Origin of the sequence: Polaromonas jejuensis NBRC 106434 (assembly GCF_001598235.1) — a bacterium.
Classification (GTDB): Bacteria; Pseudomonadota; Gammaproteobacteria; order Burkholderiales; family Burkholderiaceae_C; genus Polaromonas; species Polaromonas jejuensis.
Genome location: NZ_BCYO01000009.1, coordinates 84446 through 98582 on the forward strand (window position 1 = coordinate 84446; position 14137 = coordinate 98582).

Consider the following 14137-nt stretch of genomic DNA (forward strand, 5'->3'; position numbering starts at 1 on the left):
CGTTGGGTTGCACGTTTCTTGCAGGCACTCATGACCGCTACCCGGACCGGGATATTTTCAGTGGCTTGCGTCAATGTCCCGGGTTACAACACAACGAACAGAGGCATTCTTCATGACCATGTCGCCGTCCATGACCGCCGCCGCAGGGGCGCAACACACCGAGGCCGAAATCGACTCGGCCTATAAAAAAATCACCTGGCGCCTGATTCCCTTTCTGGCCTTCCTCTGGCTGCTCGCCTGGATTGACCGGGTCAACGTAGGCTACGTCAAGCTCACCATGCTGGACGAGCTCAAATGGAGTGAGTCTGTTTACGGCCTGGGGGCCGGGATTTTCTTCATCGGTTATTTCTTCTTCGAGATCCCCAGCAACCTGATGCTGCAGAAAATCGGGGCCAAGAAAACGCTGATGCGCATCACCCTGGGATGGGGGGCGACCTGTATCGCGATGGCCTTTGCCAAGACACCGGAAGTGTTTTATGCGCTGCGCTTCCTGATGGGTGCGTTCGAGGCCGGCTTCCTGCCTGGGGTCATCGTTTACCTGACCTATTGGTACCCCAGCGGCCGGCGCGCCAAGGTGTTCAGCCTCATCACCGCCGCCTCGGCCCTGTCCAGCGTCGTCGGCGGCCCGCTCGCCGGCAACATTCTCAACCTGATGGGGGGCTTAAGCGGCCTGTCGAGCTGGCAGTGGGTGTTCCTGATCGAGGGCACGCCCACCGTGCTCGCCGGCATCTTCACCTTCTTCTACCTGACCGATCACCCCAAGGACGCCAACTGGCTGACGGCACGTGAAAAGCAGCTGGTGGCGGTCGAACTCGAACGTGACCACAAGGCGCTGGGCCAGCGAGAGCACAGCATCTTTGCGGCGCTCAAGGACGTTCGCCTGTGGTTGTTCGTGCTGATCTACTTTTGCATCGTTGCGGCCAATGCGACGCTGAACTTCTATGGCCCCACCCTGGTCAAGGACCTGGGCTTCACCAACCCGGCCACCATAGGCTGGATCATGTCCGGCGCCTTTCTGCTGGGCGCTGGCGCGCAGATCCTCAACGGCACTCACTCCGACCGGCAGTGTGAAGTGCGCTGGCATTGCGCCGGCGCCGTGTTGCTGGGTGTGATCGGCATGCTGCTCGTGGCCTTTGCGCAGGGACGCAGCCCGGCCCTGGTGCTCACCGGGCTGGTGGTGGCCGTCATCGGTACCAGCAGCGCTTTCCCGGTTTTCTGGCAAATGCCCAATCGCCTGCTGACAGGCGCGGCCGCCGCCGTGGGCATTGCCCTGATCAACTCGATTGCCAACCTGGCCGGCTTTGGCTCGCCCTTCATGCTGTCGGCCATCAAGGCCGCCACGGGCAACCTGACGCCAGGCCTGTTTGTCATCGCCGCGGTCGAAATGCTGGCCGTGCTGCTCATCATCTGGTTCGTGCCCAAAAATACCGCCGCCAAAGTCAAAACTGCCTGAAAGACCCAATCATGACCCGACGCAAACGCATAGGCGTGCTCACGCCTTCATCCAACACGGCGCTGGAGCCGCTGACCAGTGCCATGGTCAGCAGCCTGCCGGGGGTGTCGGCGCACTTCTCGCGCTTCACCGTGACCGAAATCTCCATGCGCGACCAGTCGCTCAACCAGTTCGACGACAGCAAGATATTGGAAGCGGCACGCCTGTTGGCCGACGCCCATGTCGACGTGATCTGCTGGAGCGGCACCTCCGCCAGCTGGCTTGGCTTCGAGAAGGACCGGCAGCTGTGCGCGCGCATCACCGAGGTCACCGGCATTCCGGCCACCACCTCGGTGCTGGCGCTCAATGAGATCCTGGCTGCGCAAGGGGCGCGTACCCTGGGCCTGGTGTCGCCTTACGTCGAAGACGTGCAGCAGCGCATCATTGCCAACTACCGTGGGATAGGCATTGACTGCGTGGCAGAGCAGCACCTGGGCATCACGGTGAACTTCAAGTTCGGCGAGGTCGAGCCCGACACGCTGCGCGGCATGCTGCGCGAGGCGGCCCGGCAGTGGCCGGAAGCGATGACCGTCATGTGCACCAATCTGCACGCCGCGCAGCTGGTGGAAGAACTGGAGCGTGAACTCGGCATCCCCATCTACGACTCGGTGGCCACCGTGGTCTGGAAAGCCCTCAAGACCGTCGGTATCGATCCGCGCGAGCTCAAGGGCTGGGGCCGGCTGTTTCAGGAAGTGGCTTGAAGCCAGCGCAAGGACAAGCAAGATGAGCATTCCCGCTTTTGACCTGGTGATTCGCAATGCCCTGGTGGCAACGGCCAGCGACACCTATTCCGCCGACATCGGCATCCAGGGCGGCCGCATCGTGCAGCTGGGCATGGGCCTGGCCGCCGGCGCGCGCGAAATCGACGCGCAAGGCCGGGTGGTCACGCCCGGCGGCGTTGACGCCCATTGCCACCTGGACCAGCCCATGGAGGCGCCCGCGCGCATGGCTGACGACTTCAACACCGGCACGCGCTCGGCGGCCTGCGGCGGCACCACCACGGTGATTCCGTTCGCCGCCCAGCACAAGGGCCAGTCGCTGCGCGCGGCCGTCGAGGACTACCACCGCCGCGCCGAGGGCCGCGCCCATGTGGACTATGCCTTTCACCTGATCGTCAGCGACCCCACGCCCCAGGTGCTGACCGAAGAGCTGCCAGCGCTGATCCGCGAGGGCTACACCTCGTTCAAGATCTACATGACCTACGACGACATGAAGCTCGACGACGGCCAGATGCTGGACGTGCTGGACGTGGCGCGCGAACACGGCGCCATGGCCATGATCCACGCCGAGAACGCCGACTGCATCGAGTGGCTGACGCGCCGCCTGGAGGCGGCCGGCCGCACCGCGCCGCGCTTTCATGCCCTCAGCCGTCCGATGCTGGTCGAGCGCGAGGCAACGCACCGCGCCATCGCGCTGGCCGAGCTGGTCGACGTGCCCATCATGGTCGTGCATGTCTCGGGGCGCGAGGCGGTCGAGCAGATCCGTTCGGCCCGCAGCCAAGGCCTCAAGGTGTTCGCTGAAACCTGCCCGCAGTACCTGTTCCTGACCGCGGAGGACCTCGGCGTGGATGACAGTTACCAGGGCGCGCGCTGCATCTGCAGCCCGCCGCCGCGCGACAAGCGCAACCAGCAGGTGATCTGGGATGGCCTGGCCGATGGTCTGTTCACGATTTTTTCCTCCGACCACGCGCCCTTCAAATACGACGCGCCCGAAGGCAAGAAACCGGAGGGCAAGGAGGTGGCGTTCCGCCATATTCCCAACGGCATTCCGGGCCTGGAAACCCGCATGCCGCTGCTGTATTCCGAAGGCGTGCTGGGCGGGCGCATCACGCTCAACCGCTTTGTCGAACTCACCGCCACCAACCCGGCCAAGGCCTATGGGCTGCACCCGCGCAAGGGCACGATTGCCGTGGGCAGCGACGCCGACCTGGTGATCTGGGACGAGCGCCCGGTGACCATCCGCAACGCGCAGCTGCACCACGAGGTGGACTACACGCCTTACGAGGGCATTCGCCTGCAGGCCTGGCCGGCGTACACGCTGGCGCGCGGCGAGGTGGTCTGGGACGGCCGGGATTTCCATCCGCGTCAGGGTGGCGGCCAGTTCCTGCGCTGCGAAACGCCTTCCTTGCTGCCGCGCCGGCCGAAACCCGGCCAGGCCTCTGTTTCCCAGCCCGATACCGATAGATAGGGAGAGCACCGCATGAAAATCCTGCTGATCAACCCCAACATTTCCCACAGCGTGTCGGACCTGATTGCCTCGGAAGCGCGGCGCGCGGCGTCGCCGGGAACGCAGATCGAGGTGGTCACCGCACCTTTCGGCGTGGCCTACATCGAAACCCGCTTCGAGGCGCTGATCGGCGCTTACGCCGCAGCCCAGCTCGCGGCCGAGCATGAAGCCAGGTATGACGCACTGGTCATCGCGGCCTTTGGCGACCCCGGCCTGGCCGGCATCCGGGAGGCGGTCGACATTCCGGTGCTCGGGCTGACCGAGGCCGCGCTCATGAGTGCCTGCATGCTCGGCAAGCGGTTTTCCATCATCGCCATCTCCCGCCGCATCACCGCGTGGTACCGGGAAACGGTGCAATCCAATGGCCTGGAAGGCCGCCTGGCCAGCATACGCTGCCTGGACCAGCCGCTGCGCGACATCGGCGCGGTGCAGGAAGACCATGAAACCCGGCTGCGCGAGCTGTGCCTCAAGGCGGTCGAAGAAGACGGCGCCGACGTGCTGATCATTGCAGGCGCGCCGCTGGCAGGCCTGGCGCGTTCTATCCGCGCCGACATTCCCGTGCCCCTGGTCGACGGCGTATCCAGCGCCGTCAGGCACGCCGAGACATTGATTGCATTGGCGCCCGGCCGGGCGCGGGCTGGCAGTTTCGCGGCGCCGCCGCACAAGCCCAACCAGGGCTTGTCACCGGCCCTTCAGGCCCTGCTCGCGCGCGAACGTCCCGCGGCCTGAAGCAAAGCCTTCTCCGGCGTGCCGGGTCCGCATCCCGGCAGTGCGGCCTTGCCTGAGCGGGAGTCGGCGCAAGAACACAGAAACCTGGTGCCTTGACAAAACGGGTCTTCGCCCCCTTTGCACAGCAGCGCAGCAGCGCGACAGCCGTGAAGCGTACGGCCAAGGCCCAGACCTTGCAGTTCCCATGACTTCACTCACATCACAAAAAGTCGGCCAGCAGAAGAGTGGCTCATTCATGGCGCCGGACCTTGGCCGCGTCATTCTGGCGGCGTGATTTCGATTCGCCGGCGCATCAGGGAAATCACCAACAAAGTTGTCGATATAAATGTAGACATTGTTGTCAACAATTTATAGACTGACTTCAACAGCCGGGGTGTTTCCTTGCTGTGCCCGGAAAACCCCGCAATCCTGCGGATCAGGAAGTTTGATTGGAGACCACAAAATGCAAGCCCAACCCAAGGCTTACGGCGACGTCCTGGACGACGCCAAGGCGCCCACCAAGGTGCGCTGGAAGATATTTTTGATGATGCTCATGCTCATCGCGATCAATTACGTCGATCGGGCCTCCCTCTCGGTGGCCATGCCCATGATCGCCAAGGAGTTCGACATCGGCCCGGCGACGCAAGGCCTGCTATTGAGTTCGTTCTTCTGGACCTATGCCTTCATGCAGATTCCGGGCGGCATGCTTGCCGATCGATTCGGGCCGCGCAAGGTCATTGCCATGTCGGCCATTGGCTGGGGATTTTTTCAGGCGATCGCCGGGGTCTGTACCGGCTGGATCAGCCTGCTGGTGACTCGCCTCGGCCTGGGAGCGACAGAAGCTCCGATCTATCCGGCCGGCGGCAAGCTGAACGCGTTGTGGATGACAAAAACCGAGCGCGGCCGAGGTGCGACTTTGCTGGACGGCGGTGCGCCGCTGGGTGCCGCCTTTGGTGCGCTTCTGATTTCCGGGCTGATTTCCGAGATGGGTTCATGGCGCACCTCCTTCGTGATCGCCGGCATTGGCACCGTCCTCGCCGGGCTATGGGCCTATTCCTACATTCGCAACCATCCGCATGAACACCCAAAGGTCAACACGGAAGAAGCGGATTACATCGAGGCATCGCACGCCAGGGAACTGGCGGAAGAACCAACGACCACCAGCGGCAATTTGCTCCACTTCTTCAGTTACCGGTCCACCTGGGGGATGTTTTTCGGCTGGATGTGTTTCAACGCCTTGTTCTACGGCCTGCTGACATGGATGCCGACCTACCTTTCCAAGCAGTACGGCTTCGACATCAAGCAAATGGGTGGTGCGGTCTTCATCATGTTTTTCGCTGGTTTCGTCGGCGAACTCGTTGGTGGATGGGTCGCCGACAAATGGATGGAGTTAGGCGGCAAGCAGAGCACGGTACTGCGCTGCATTTTCGGCTTCTCGTCGATTGTGGCCACGGTGGCCATTTACAGCGTCACCAAATTTACCAATCCTACGACCGTTGTGGTACTGCTCTCGGTGACTCTGTTCTTCCTGCGCTGGTGTGGTCTGTTCTGGTGCGTTCCGTCCATCCTCGCCGTGCGCAGCCGTATCGGCTTTCTGGGCGGCGTCATGAATCTGGGCGGAAATTGTGCCGGCATCGGCGTTCCCATCCTGGTCGGCCTGATCGTCCAGGCGACAGGCTCCTACTACATGGCGCTGATGCTGTTCGCCGGCGCCGGCGTGGGGTTGTTCGTCTGCTCAACGATGCTGATCTCCTATAAAAAGCTGCCCGTTTGAGTCATGAAAACCTGCCGCGACGCGCCGGATGGCGGTGCGTCCGGCGCCAAAAAGTTTTAACCCAAGGAGACAAACATGTCTGGACTCTCTGTTTCGAATGGCTTTCGCAGGACACCCCTGCGCTCGGCGTTCGTCGCGCTCGCATTGCAGGCCCTGTTTGCTGGCGCAGCGATGGCGGCCGAGCCCGAGATCGGGCTCGAGACTGCCGCGCCCGAGGCGGTCGGCGTCGACTCAGCCCTGCTGGTGCGCATGTCCGAATGGATTCGCAAGGACAAGCTGGATGTGCGCAGCCTGCTGATCATCAAGGACGGCAAGCTGATCTTTGAACGCTACGGTGACGGTCTCACGCGCGATCACAACTATGAGTTGTATTCCGTGACCAAGACCATCACCGCACTGACCTTTGGCGTGCTCGCCGGTGAAGGCAAGATAGCCACCACCGATCGCGTCGCCAAGTGGCTGCTCAAGGACCACCCTGAATTCGAACAAGCGCTGGGCGACAAGAAGGACATCGAACTGGGACACCTGATGTCGATGTCCAGCGGCCTGCTGTACAAGCAAGTGGAAGGCTCGGACCCGCTGTACTTCCAGGCACCCAATCGGCTGAAAGTGGCTTTGGGCACGGTGCCCCGCATTCCGCCCGCCACGCTGTTCGAATACACCGATGCCAATCCGGTGCTGGTGGGCGCGGCCATGGCGGCTGCGGCTGGCCAGCGCGAGGATCGCTACGCCGAGGAACGTCTCTTCAAGCCGCTCGGCATGCGCAACTACCGCTGGACCGGCGCTGACCAGACCGGCACCGTTTCGGGCGGCTGGGGCATGCGCCTGCGCGCGGTCGACATGGCCAAGCTCGGCATGCTGATGCTCAACGACGGACAGTGGCAGGGCAAACAGGTCGTTCCGGCGTCCTGGATTCGCCAGATGTCGACCCCTTCCAGCCAGGCCACGGCCCAGGACTATGGCTATTACACCTGGATCAACCACATCGTGAGGTCGGAGCCGGAGTTCGGCGCCATGGGATTCAAGGGACAGTTCATCACCGTCCTTCCAAAGGAGCGCGCGGTGGTGGTGATGACCGGCATCCTGGCGACCGACGGCGGCCTGCGTACCGGCACCTATCTGAACCAGTACCGGCGCATGGTGAATGACTACATCCTGCCGGCGATGAAGACCATCCCCCGGCCGCAAGTCACTGAAGCCGCCCAGCAGGCCCTGCGCAAGGAGCTTGAGCTCAGCGCCCAGGTCAAGGGCGTTCCGGGCACCGGCCTCGCGTTCAACGACGCGCCGGAGAAATAAACCCAAAGCCAGGCAAGTGCCGGGCGCAGTCCGGCAAGTCTTGTTTCCCAACCGACGGAGACCTTGTTACATGAAAACCCCTGCCCTCCCTGTCCGCTGCGCCACGGCTTTGGCGCTGGCCGCCCTGTTGATGCCACCGATGCTGGCGCGCGCTGCCGATGCCGGCGCGCGCCGTACCGACTTTCCTGTAGCCGCCGGCGCAAACGACCTGCCGCCGGCCTGGCCGGAAAGCGTGGGCGTCGATTCCCGTCCGCTGGTGGAGTTGTCTGAATACATTCGAAAGGAGAACTTCGACGTTCGAAGCTTCCTCGTGATCAAGGATGGCAAGCTCATCTATGAACGTTACAGCAAGGGACTGACGCGCGACCACAATTACGAGCTGTACTCGATCACCAAGAACGTCACCGCGCTGGCGGCGGGGGTGCTGGTCGATGAGGGGCGCACGCGCCTTGACGAGAAAGTGGCGACGGTGCTGACCAAGGCGCGGCCCGACCTGAAATCGGCGTTCGCCGACAAAGAGTCGATTGAGCTCAGACATGTCCTGTCGATGTCCACCGGCCTGGTTTACAACTTCAAGCCGACCGATGACCCGATCTACTACGGGGCGCCGGACCGCCTGAAGCTCGCCGCCGAGACGGCGCCCAAGCGCCGGCCGGGCGAGGAATTTGACTACACCGATGTCAACCCCATCCTTGCCAGTGCCACGCTCGGGGCTGACGCGGGCATGCCGCTGCAGGATTTCGCCGAGCAGAAGATATTCAAGCCCATGGGCATGAAACACTATGCGTGGGAACGTGCCGATGACAAGGGCCTTGTTTCGTCGGGATGGGGGCTGCGCCTGCGCGCGGTCGATATGGCGAAGGTCGGCATGCTGGCCCTTAGCGGCGGCCGCTGGGACGGCAAGCAGCTGGTCTCGCAGGCGTGGATGCGCACCATGACCGCGCCCGCGTCGGCACCGTTCTATGGGCTGTACTGGTGGATCAATGACATCGTCTCCACGGAACCCGAGGTGCATGCCATGGGCTTCAAGGGTCAGTTCATCGTCGCCCTGCCAGAGCGCAACACCGTCGTGGTCATGACGAGCATGCTGCCCATCGAGGGTGGGCTGCGCGAGTCAAAAAACGTGCTCGCCATCCGCCACATGGTGAACGATTTTGTGCTTCCTGCTCTCGACAACAAGCGACAGGCGACGCTGACTCCAGCCAGCAGGAAGGCCTTGCTGAAAGAGCTGGATCTCGCCGCGCACAACCAGGGCAAACCGGGTGCGCCGGTCGACCCCACCGACAAGCCCAGGCTGTGAGACGTAGCACGCGTTAGTCGGAACACCTGCGTCATGGGGAGCTGCCTGCCGCGCGCGCGCGTTCGAGGGACTGAGACGGCCGCCTCGGGCCGCGCGAAGGCCGCTAAAATGTTTTTATCCATGCCTCCAAAAACAACTCCTGCCCGCGCAAAAAAAACTCCGATACGGGAAAAAACCGTCGAGGAAATCGTCGAGAAAATTTACGCCACCATCCTCGAGCACCGGCTGGCACCTGGCACCAAGCTGGGCGAGGATCGGCTAGCCACCATTTTCAGCACCAGCCGGGCCCGCATCCGCGAGGTGCTGGCACGCCTGGCCAACGAGCGCGTGGTCGACCTGATTCCGCAGCGTGGCGCCTTTGTGGTCAAGCCCACGGTCGAGCAGGCCTATGATGTTTTCGAGGCGCGCCGCCTGATTGAGCCCGGCATTTTGCGCCGACTGATCGAGCGCCAGGATGGCGACACCCTGGTCCGGCTGCGGGAGCACCAGCGCAAGGAGGCCGATGCCAGGCGCATGGATGATAAGCGCGCCATCGTGCGCCTGTCGGGCGAATTCCACCTGCTGCTGGCCGAGCTGGCCGGCAACACGGCGCTGGTGCGCAGCATGCGCGAGCTGTCCACCATCACCTGCCTGATTATCTTTCTGTACGACGCGCCCACGGCGACCAGTTGCCGCGCCGATGACCATGCCCTGCTGGTTTCAGCCATCGCCGCCAAGGATGTAGCCCATGCCCAGACCCTGATGCTGCGCCACCTTGACCACATCGAGCAGAGCCTGAAACTGGAAGGCTCGCCCAACGAGGCCGACCTGGAAGCCATCTTCCAGGACGCGTGAGGCCAGCGGGGGGCCGCTGTCCCCGGAGGCTCCGCGCTCAGGTCCGCATCAGCGCCTCAATCTCGTCGGCATCCACCGGCACGCCGCGCGTCAGCAGCTCGCAGCCCTTGGCCGTGACCAGGGCATCGTCTTCGATGCGGATGCCGATGTTCCAGAACTCCCTGGGCACGCCCTTGGCGGGGCGCACGTAGAGGCCGGGCTCCACCGTCAGCACCATGCCGGGCCGCAGGAGGCGCGAGGGCTTGCGCATCACGGGGTTGCCCAGCATGTCTTTTTCGGCGCGCGGGCGGCTAGAGGGCTCGGTGTAGTCGCCGCAGTCGTGCACGTCCATGCCCATCCAGTGGCCGGTGCGGTGCATGTAGAACTGGCGGTAGGCGCCCGAGGCCAGCACGTCGTCCACGCTGCCGTGCTTGGCCTTTTGCAGCAGGCCGGTGTCCAGCATGCCCTGGGCCAGCACGCGCGTGGCCGCGTCGTGCGGGTCGTTGAAGCGCTTGCCGGGTTTGGTGGCCTTGATGGCGGCATCCTGGGCGGCCTGCACGATGTCATACAGCGTGCGCTGTGCGGGCGTGAACTTGCCGTCGGCCGGGAAGGTGCGCGTGATGTCGCTGGCGTAGCCGTTCAGCTCGCAGCCGGCGTCAATCAGGCACAGCTGGCCAGGCTTGAGTTCGGCGTCGCCGGCGCGGTAGTGCAGGACGCAGGCGTTGGCGCCGGCCGCCACGATGCCGGTGTAGGCCGGAAATTCCGAGCCCTGGCGGCGGAACTCGTGCAGCAATTCGGCGTCCAGGTGGTACTCGCGCAGGCCGCCCTTTACCCCGGCGCGCAGCATGGCGGCCGAGGCCTGCATGGCGCGCACATGGCCCGCCGCGGCAATCTTGCCGGCGCGCCGCAAGATGGAAATTTCGTGGCTGTCCTTGAACAGGCGCATCTCGTCAAGCAGCCCGCACAGGTCGTGCAGGCTGCGCGGGCATTCGGCGCCCAGGCGCACCCGCGCCCGCACCTTGCCCAGCCAGCCCTCGACCTGGGTTTCCAGCCCAGGGTGCGTGCCAAACGGAAACCACACGGCCTTCTGGTTGGCCAGCAGATCCGGCATGGTGTCGTCCAGGGTGTCCACGCTGAAGGCCGCGTCCACGCCCAGGCTGGCGGGTGCGGCCTTGGGCCCCAGGCGTATGCCGTCCCAGATCTCGCGCTCGAGGTCTTTGGGCCGGCACAGCAGGGTGCTTTTTCCGCTGGCGTCAATGACCAGCCACGCGCCCGGCTCGCTGAAGCCGGTCAGGTAATAAAAGTAGCTGTCGTGGCGGTAGGGAAAATCGCTGTCGCGGTTGCGTGGCACTTCGGGGGCCGTGGGCAGCAGGGCGACGCCACCACCCGCGGCCTTGAGGGCGCGGGCCACGGCGGCCCGGCGTTTTTGGTAGACCGCTGGAAAAGAGGCGGGCAAAGAGGGTGTGGGGCGCATGGTGTTTTCAGGGGGTGGTGATGGTGGTGGCGTTCAATTCATCCAGCCGTGCCGGTGTGCCGACATCGGCCCAGGCGCCCGCATACAGCTCGGCGCTCACTTGCCGATTGTCCATGGCTGCGCGCAGCAGCGGCGCGAGTGGGACTTTCAGGCCCTCGGGGTTGCCAAAGGGCAGCGCGTCGAAAAAGGCGCGCCGATACAGGCCTATGGTGCTGTAGGTGAAGCGCGGTGCGCTGGCGCCTGCGGGCAGGTTCAGCGCCAGGCCGTCGGCTCCCAGCCCGAAGTCGCCGCGCGGGTTGTGGGCCGGGTTGGGCACCAGCCAGAGGTGGGCAAGCTTGCCGCCGGCCACAAAGCGGCTGACGGTCTCTTGCGAAAACTCGAAACCCGGCACAAACACATCGCCCGCCAGCACCCAAAAAATGTCTCCCAACAGCGGCAGCGCGCGCGCTATGCCACCGGCGGTTTCCAGTGCGCCGCCAAAGTCGCGGCCTTCGTGCGAGTATGAAATTGATAGCGGCTTATGCCCATCAATACTGGGTTGGAGGTCGAAATGCCTTGAGATTTGCTCGCCCAGCCAGGCCGTGTTGATGACCAGTTCCTTGAAGCCGGCGCGCGCCAGCGCCTGGGCATGCCAGTCAATCAGCGCCTTGCCGCGCACCGGCAGCAAGGGCTTGGGCATGTGGTCGGTCAGCGGGCGCATGCGTTCGCCGCGCCCGGCGGCCAGAATCATGGCCTTGATGGGCGGGGGTGCGCTCATGCGCAGGCCTTCATGGAGCGGGCGGTGTGGGGCTTTCTTTGCATGATCCGGACTTTAGAGCATTTGCAACGGCCAGGGCTTGGCCGCCTGCGCAGCGCGCACCAGGTCCGTTCCCGGACCGCGCCAGCCGGGGCCCCAAGCCGCGCCCGGTAAAATAACGGTTTACCCTGATTTCCGAACCCCCCGGAGTTTTTTCCTGATGGCCAATACCCAAATGATGGCGAACGCGATTCGCGCGCTCGCAATGGACGCTGTACAACAAGCCAATTCGGGACATCCCGGCGCCCCCATGGGCATGGCCGACATGGCCGTCGCCCTCTGGGGCCAGCACCTCAAGCACAACCCGCAGAACCCGCACTGGTTTGATCGCGACCGCTTCGTGCTGAGCAACGGCCACGGCTCCATGCTGATTTATTCCGTGCTGCACCTCACTGGCTACAAGCTGCCCGTCAGCGAGCTGAAAAACTTCCGCCAGCTCGGCTCCAAAACGCCTGGCCACCCGGAAGTGGACGTCACCCCCGGCGTGGAAACCACCACCGGCCCGCTGGGCCAGGGCCTGACCAATGCGGTCGGCATGGCGCTGGCTGAAAAGCTGCTGGCCAAGGAGTTCAACCGCAAGGATGGCGAAGTCAGCCACAGCATCGTCGATCACCATACCTATGTGTTCCTGGGTGACGGCTGCATGATGGAAGGCATCAGCCACGAAGCCGCCGCGCTGGCCGGCGCCTGGAAGCTGAACAAGCTGATCGCGCTCTACGACGACAACGGCATTTCCATTGACGGCCAGGTCGCCCCCTGGTTCATCGACAACACGCCGCTGCGCTTTGCCGCCTACGGCTGGAACGTGATCGGCCCTATCGACGGCCACGACACCGCCCTGGTGTCCAGCGCCATCGCCGACGCCAAGAAGTCCGCCGACAAGCCGACACTGATCGTCTGCAAGACGCATATCGGCCAAGGCTCGCCGAACCGCGCCAACACCGCCAAGGCCCATGGCGAACCGTTGGGTGCCGAAGAAATCCAGCTGACGCGCGAAGCGCTCAACTGGTCGCACACGCCGTTCAAATTCCCGCAGGAAGTCTACGACGCCTGGGATGCCAAGGCCAAGGGCTTGGCCGCCGAAGCGGCCTGGGACGAGAAGTTTGCCGCCTATCAGGCCGCCCACCCCGAACTGGCTGCGGAGTTTGTGCGTCGCATGAAGGGCGACCTGCCCAAGAGCTTTGCGCAACACGCCGTGGACTGCGTCATTGGCGCGCACACCAAGGCCGAAACCGTCGCCTCGCGCAAGGCCTCGCAACTGGCGCTGGTGGCCTTTACCGCCGGCCTGCCCGAGATGCTGGGCGGTTCGGCCGACCTGACCGGCTCCAACCTGACCAATACCCCGTCCACGCCCAGCCTGCGCTTTGACCTGGCCGGCGACGTGGTGCAGACCGAGGCTGCCGATGGCAGCCTCATCGGCGGCCGCCACATCAACTACGGCGTGCGCGAATTCGGCATGGCGGCCATCATGAACGGCGTTGCGCTGCATGGCGGTTTCATCCCTTACGGCGGCACCTTCCTGACCTTCAGCGACTACTCGCGCAACGCCATCCGCATGGCCGCGTTGATGAAGCTGCGCGTGGTCCATGTGTTCACGCACGACTCCATCGGCCTCGGCGAAGACGGCCCGACCCACCAGTCCATCGAGCATGCCGCCAGCCTGCGCCTGATCCCCAACCTCGATGTCTGGCGTCCGGGCGACACGGCCGAAACCGCCGTGGCCTGGGCCGTGGCGCTGCAAAACAAGCACAAGCCGACCGCCTTGTTGCTGAGCCGCCAGAACCTGCCCTACGCGCCCAAGAACGACCTCGGCGAAATCAGCAAGGGCGCTTACGTGCTGTCCGAGCCGGCCGATGTGGGTCTGAAGAAAAAGGCCCAGGCCGTCATCATCGCCACCGGCTCCGAAGTGCAGCTGGCGCTGAAGGCGCAAGAGCTGCTGGCCAGCCAGTACAAGATCGCCGTGCGCGTGGTGTCCATGCCCAGCACGACGACCTTCGACAAGCAAAAGACCGCCTACAAATCGGAAGTTTTGCCGGCAGGCCTGCCGCGCATTGCGGTGGAAATGGGCGCGACCGACAGCTGGTGGAAATACGGCTGCGCGGCTGTGGTCGGTATCGACACCTACGGCGAATCGGCCCCTGCAGCCGTGCTGTTCAAGCATTTCGGCTTCACGCCGGAAAACGTGGCCGACACCGTGCGCAAGGTGCTGATGAAGTAAAGCCGTATTCGGTGAAACGGGTTTGAAGTTTTGGTATTAA

Annotated in this window: 11 protein-coding genes; 9 read left to right on the forward strand and 2 right to left on the reverse strand. The window is 64.0% G+C overall.

Going from position 1 to position 14137, the window contains the following annotated elements:
* The first annotated feature begins 118 nt into the window (after nucleotides 1-118).
* The 8 genes from PJE01S_RS12660 (at nucleotide 119) to PJE01S_RS12695 (ending at nucleotide 9630) form a co-directional block, all read left to right on the forward strand.
* The gene (locus PJE01S_RS12660; RefSeq protein ID WP_068834054.1) at nucleotides 119-1453 is read left to right on the forward strand and encodes an MFS transporter; all 1335 of its coding nucleotides are present in this window, start codon (nucleotides 119-121) and stop codon (nucleotides 1451-1453) included.
* Nucleotides 1454-1464: 11 nt separating this feature from the next.
* A complete protein-coding gene (locus PJE01S_RS12665) occupies nucleotides 1465-2193 on the forward strand; it encodes a maleate cis-trans isomerase family protein (protein WP_068833985.1) in 729 nt (242 codons plus the stop codon).
* A gap of 22 nt (nucleotides 2194-2215) precedes the next feature.
* Complete coding sequence (gene hydA / locus PJE01S_RS12670) at nucleotides 2216-3679, forward strand: dihydropyrimidinase (protein ID WP_068833986.1); 1464 nt, start codon at nucleotides 2216-2218, stop codon at nucleotides 3677-3679.
* A 12-nt stretch (nucleotides 3680-3691) separates the two neighbouring features.
* Entirely contained in the window at nucleotides 3692-4447 is a 756-nt protein-coding gene (locus PJE01S_RS12675; protein WP_068833987.1) for an aspartate/glutamate racemase family protein, read from the forward strand.
* 442 nt (nucleotides 4448-4889) lie between these two features.
* The gene (locus PJE01S_RS12680; protein ID WP_068833988.1) at nucleotides 4890-6200 is read left to right on the forward strand and encodes an MFS transporter; all 1311 of its coding nucleotides are present in this window, start codon (nucleotides 4890-4892) and stop codon (nucleotides 6198-6200) included.
* Nucleotides 6201-6275: 75 nt separating this feature from the next.
* Nucleotides 6276-7496 carry a serine hydrolase domain-containing protein gene (locus PJE01S_RS12685; RefSeq protein ID WP_068833989.1) on the forward strand — a complete coding sequence of 407 codons (1221 nt, stop codon included), beginning with the start codon at nucleotides 6276-6278 and terminating at the stop codon, nucleotides 7494-7496.
* A 139-nt stretch (nucleotides 7497-7635) separates the two neighbouring features.
* Nucleotides 7636-8796, forward strand: a complete 1161-nt coding sequence (locus tag PJE01S_RS12690) for a serine hydrolase domain-containing protein (protein ID WP_377372347.1) — start codon at nucleotides 7636-7638, stop codon at nucleotides 8794-8796.
* A 120-nt stretch (nucleotides 8797-8916) separates the two neighbouring features.
* Nucleotides 8917-9630 carry a GntR family transcriptional regulator gene (locus PJE01S_RS12695; RefSeq protein WP_068834055.1) on the forward strand — a complete coding sequence of 238 codons (714 nt, stop codon included), beginning with the start codon at nucleotides 8917-8919 and terminating at the stop codon, nucleotides 9628-9630.
* A gap of 37 nt (nucleotides 9631-9667) precedes the next feature.
* Here the strand turns inward: PJE01S_RS12695 and PJE01S_RS12700 are convergent, their stop codons facing one another.
* Nucleotides 9668-11083 carry an aminopeptidase P N-terminal domain-containing protein gene (locus tag PJE01S_RS12700; protein ID WP_068833991.1) on the reverse strand — a complete coding sequence of 472 codons (1416 nt, stop codon included), beginning with the start codon at nucleotides 11081-11083 and terminating at the stop codon, nucleotides 9668-9670.
* A gap of 7 nt (nucleotides 11084-11090) precedes the next feature.
* A complete protein-coding gene (gene murU / locus PJE01S_RS12705) occupies nucleotides 11091-11840 on the reverse strand; it encodes an N-acetylmuramate alpha-1-phosphate uridylyltransferase MurU (protein WP_281178596.1) in 750 nt (249 codons plus the stop codon).
* 199 nt (nucleotides 11841-12039) lie between these two features.
* On the opposite strand from murU, the gene tkt reads away from it, so the two are divergent.
* Entirely contained in the window at nucleotides 12040-14097 is a 2058-nt protein-coding gene (tkt, locus tag PJE01S_RS12710; RefSeq protein ID WP_068833992.1) for a transketolase, read from the forward strand.
* The last annotated feature ends 40 nt before the right edge of the window (nucleotides 14098-14137 follow it).

What these genes read in the sequence shown, in the direction of transcription:
- PJE01S_RS12660 (WP_068834054.1), top strand. Translation starts at nt 119, where the DNA reads ATGTCGCCGTCCATGACCGCCGCCGCAGGGGCGCAACACACCGAGGCC.
- PJE01S_RS12665 (WP_068833985.1), top strand. Translation starts at nt 1,465, where the DNA reads ATGACCCGACGCAAACGCATAGGCGTGCTCACGCCTTCATCCAACACG.
- hydA (WP_068833986.1), top strand. Translation starts at nt 2,216, where the DNA reads ATGAGCATTCCCGCTTTTGACCTGGTGATTCGCAATGCCCTGGTGGCA.
- PJE01S_RS12675 (WP_068833987.1), top strand. Translation starts at nt 3,692, where the DNA reads ATGAAAATCCTGCTGATCAACCCCAACATTTCCCACAGCGTGTCGGAC.
- PJE01S_RS12680 (WP_068833988.1), top strand. Translation starts at nt 4,890, where the DNA reads ATGCAAGCCCAACCCAAGGCTTACGGCGACGTCCTGGACGACGCCAAG.
- PJE01S_RS12685 (WP_068833989.1), top strand. Translation starts at nt 6,276, where the DNA reads ATGTCTGGACTCTCTGTTTCGAATGGCTTTCGCAGGACACCCCTGCGC.
- PJE01S_RS12690 (WP_377372347.1), top strand. Translation starts at nt 7,636, where the DNA reads ATGCTGGCGCGCGCTGCCGATGCCGGCGCGCGCCGTACCGACTTTCCT.
- PJE01S_RS12695 (WP_068834055.1), top strand. Translation starts at nt 8,917, where the DNA reads ATGCCTCCAAAAACAACTCCTGCCCGCGCAAAAAAAACTCCGATACGG.
- PJE01S_RS12700 (WP_068833991.1), bottom strand. Translation starts at nt 11,083, where the DNA reads ATGCGCCCCACACCCTCTTTGCCCGCCTCTTTTCCAGCGGTCTACCAA.
- murU (WP_281178596.1), bottom strand. Translation starts at nt 11,840, where the DNA reads ATGAGCGCACCCCCGCCCATCAAGGCCATGATTCTGGCCGCCGGGCGC.
- tkt (WP_068833992.1), top strand. Translation starts at nt 12,040, where the DNA reads ATGGCCAATACCCAAATGATGGCGAACGCGATTCGCGCGCTCGCAATG.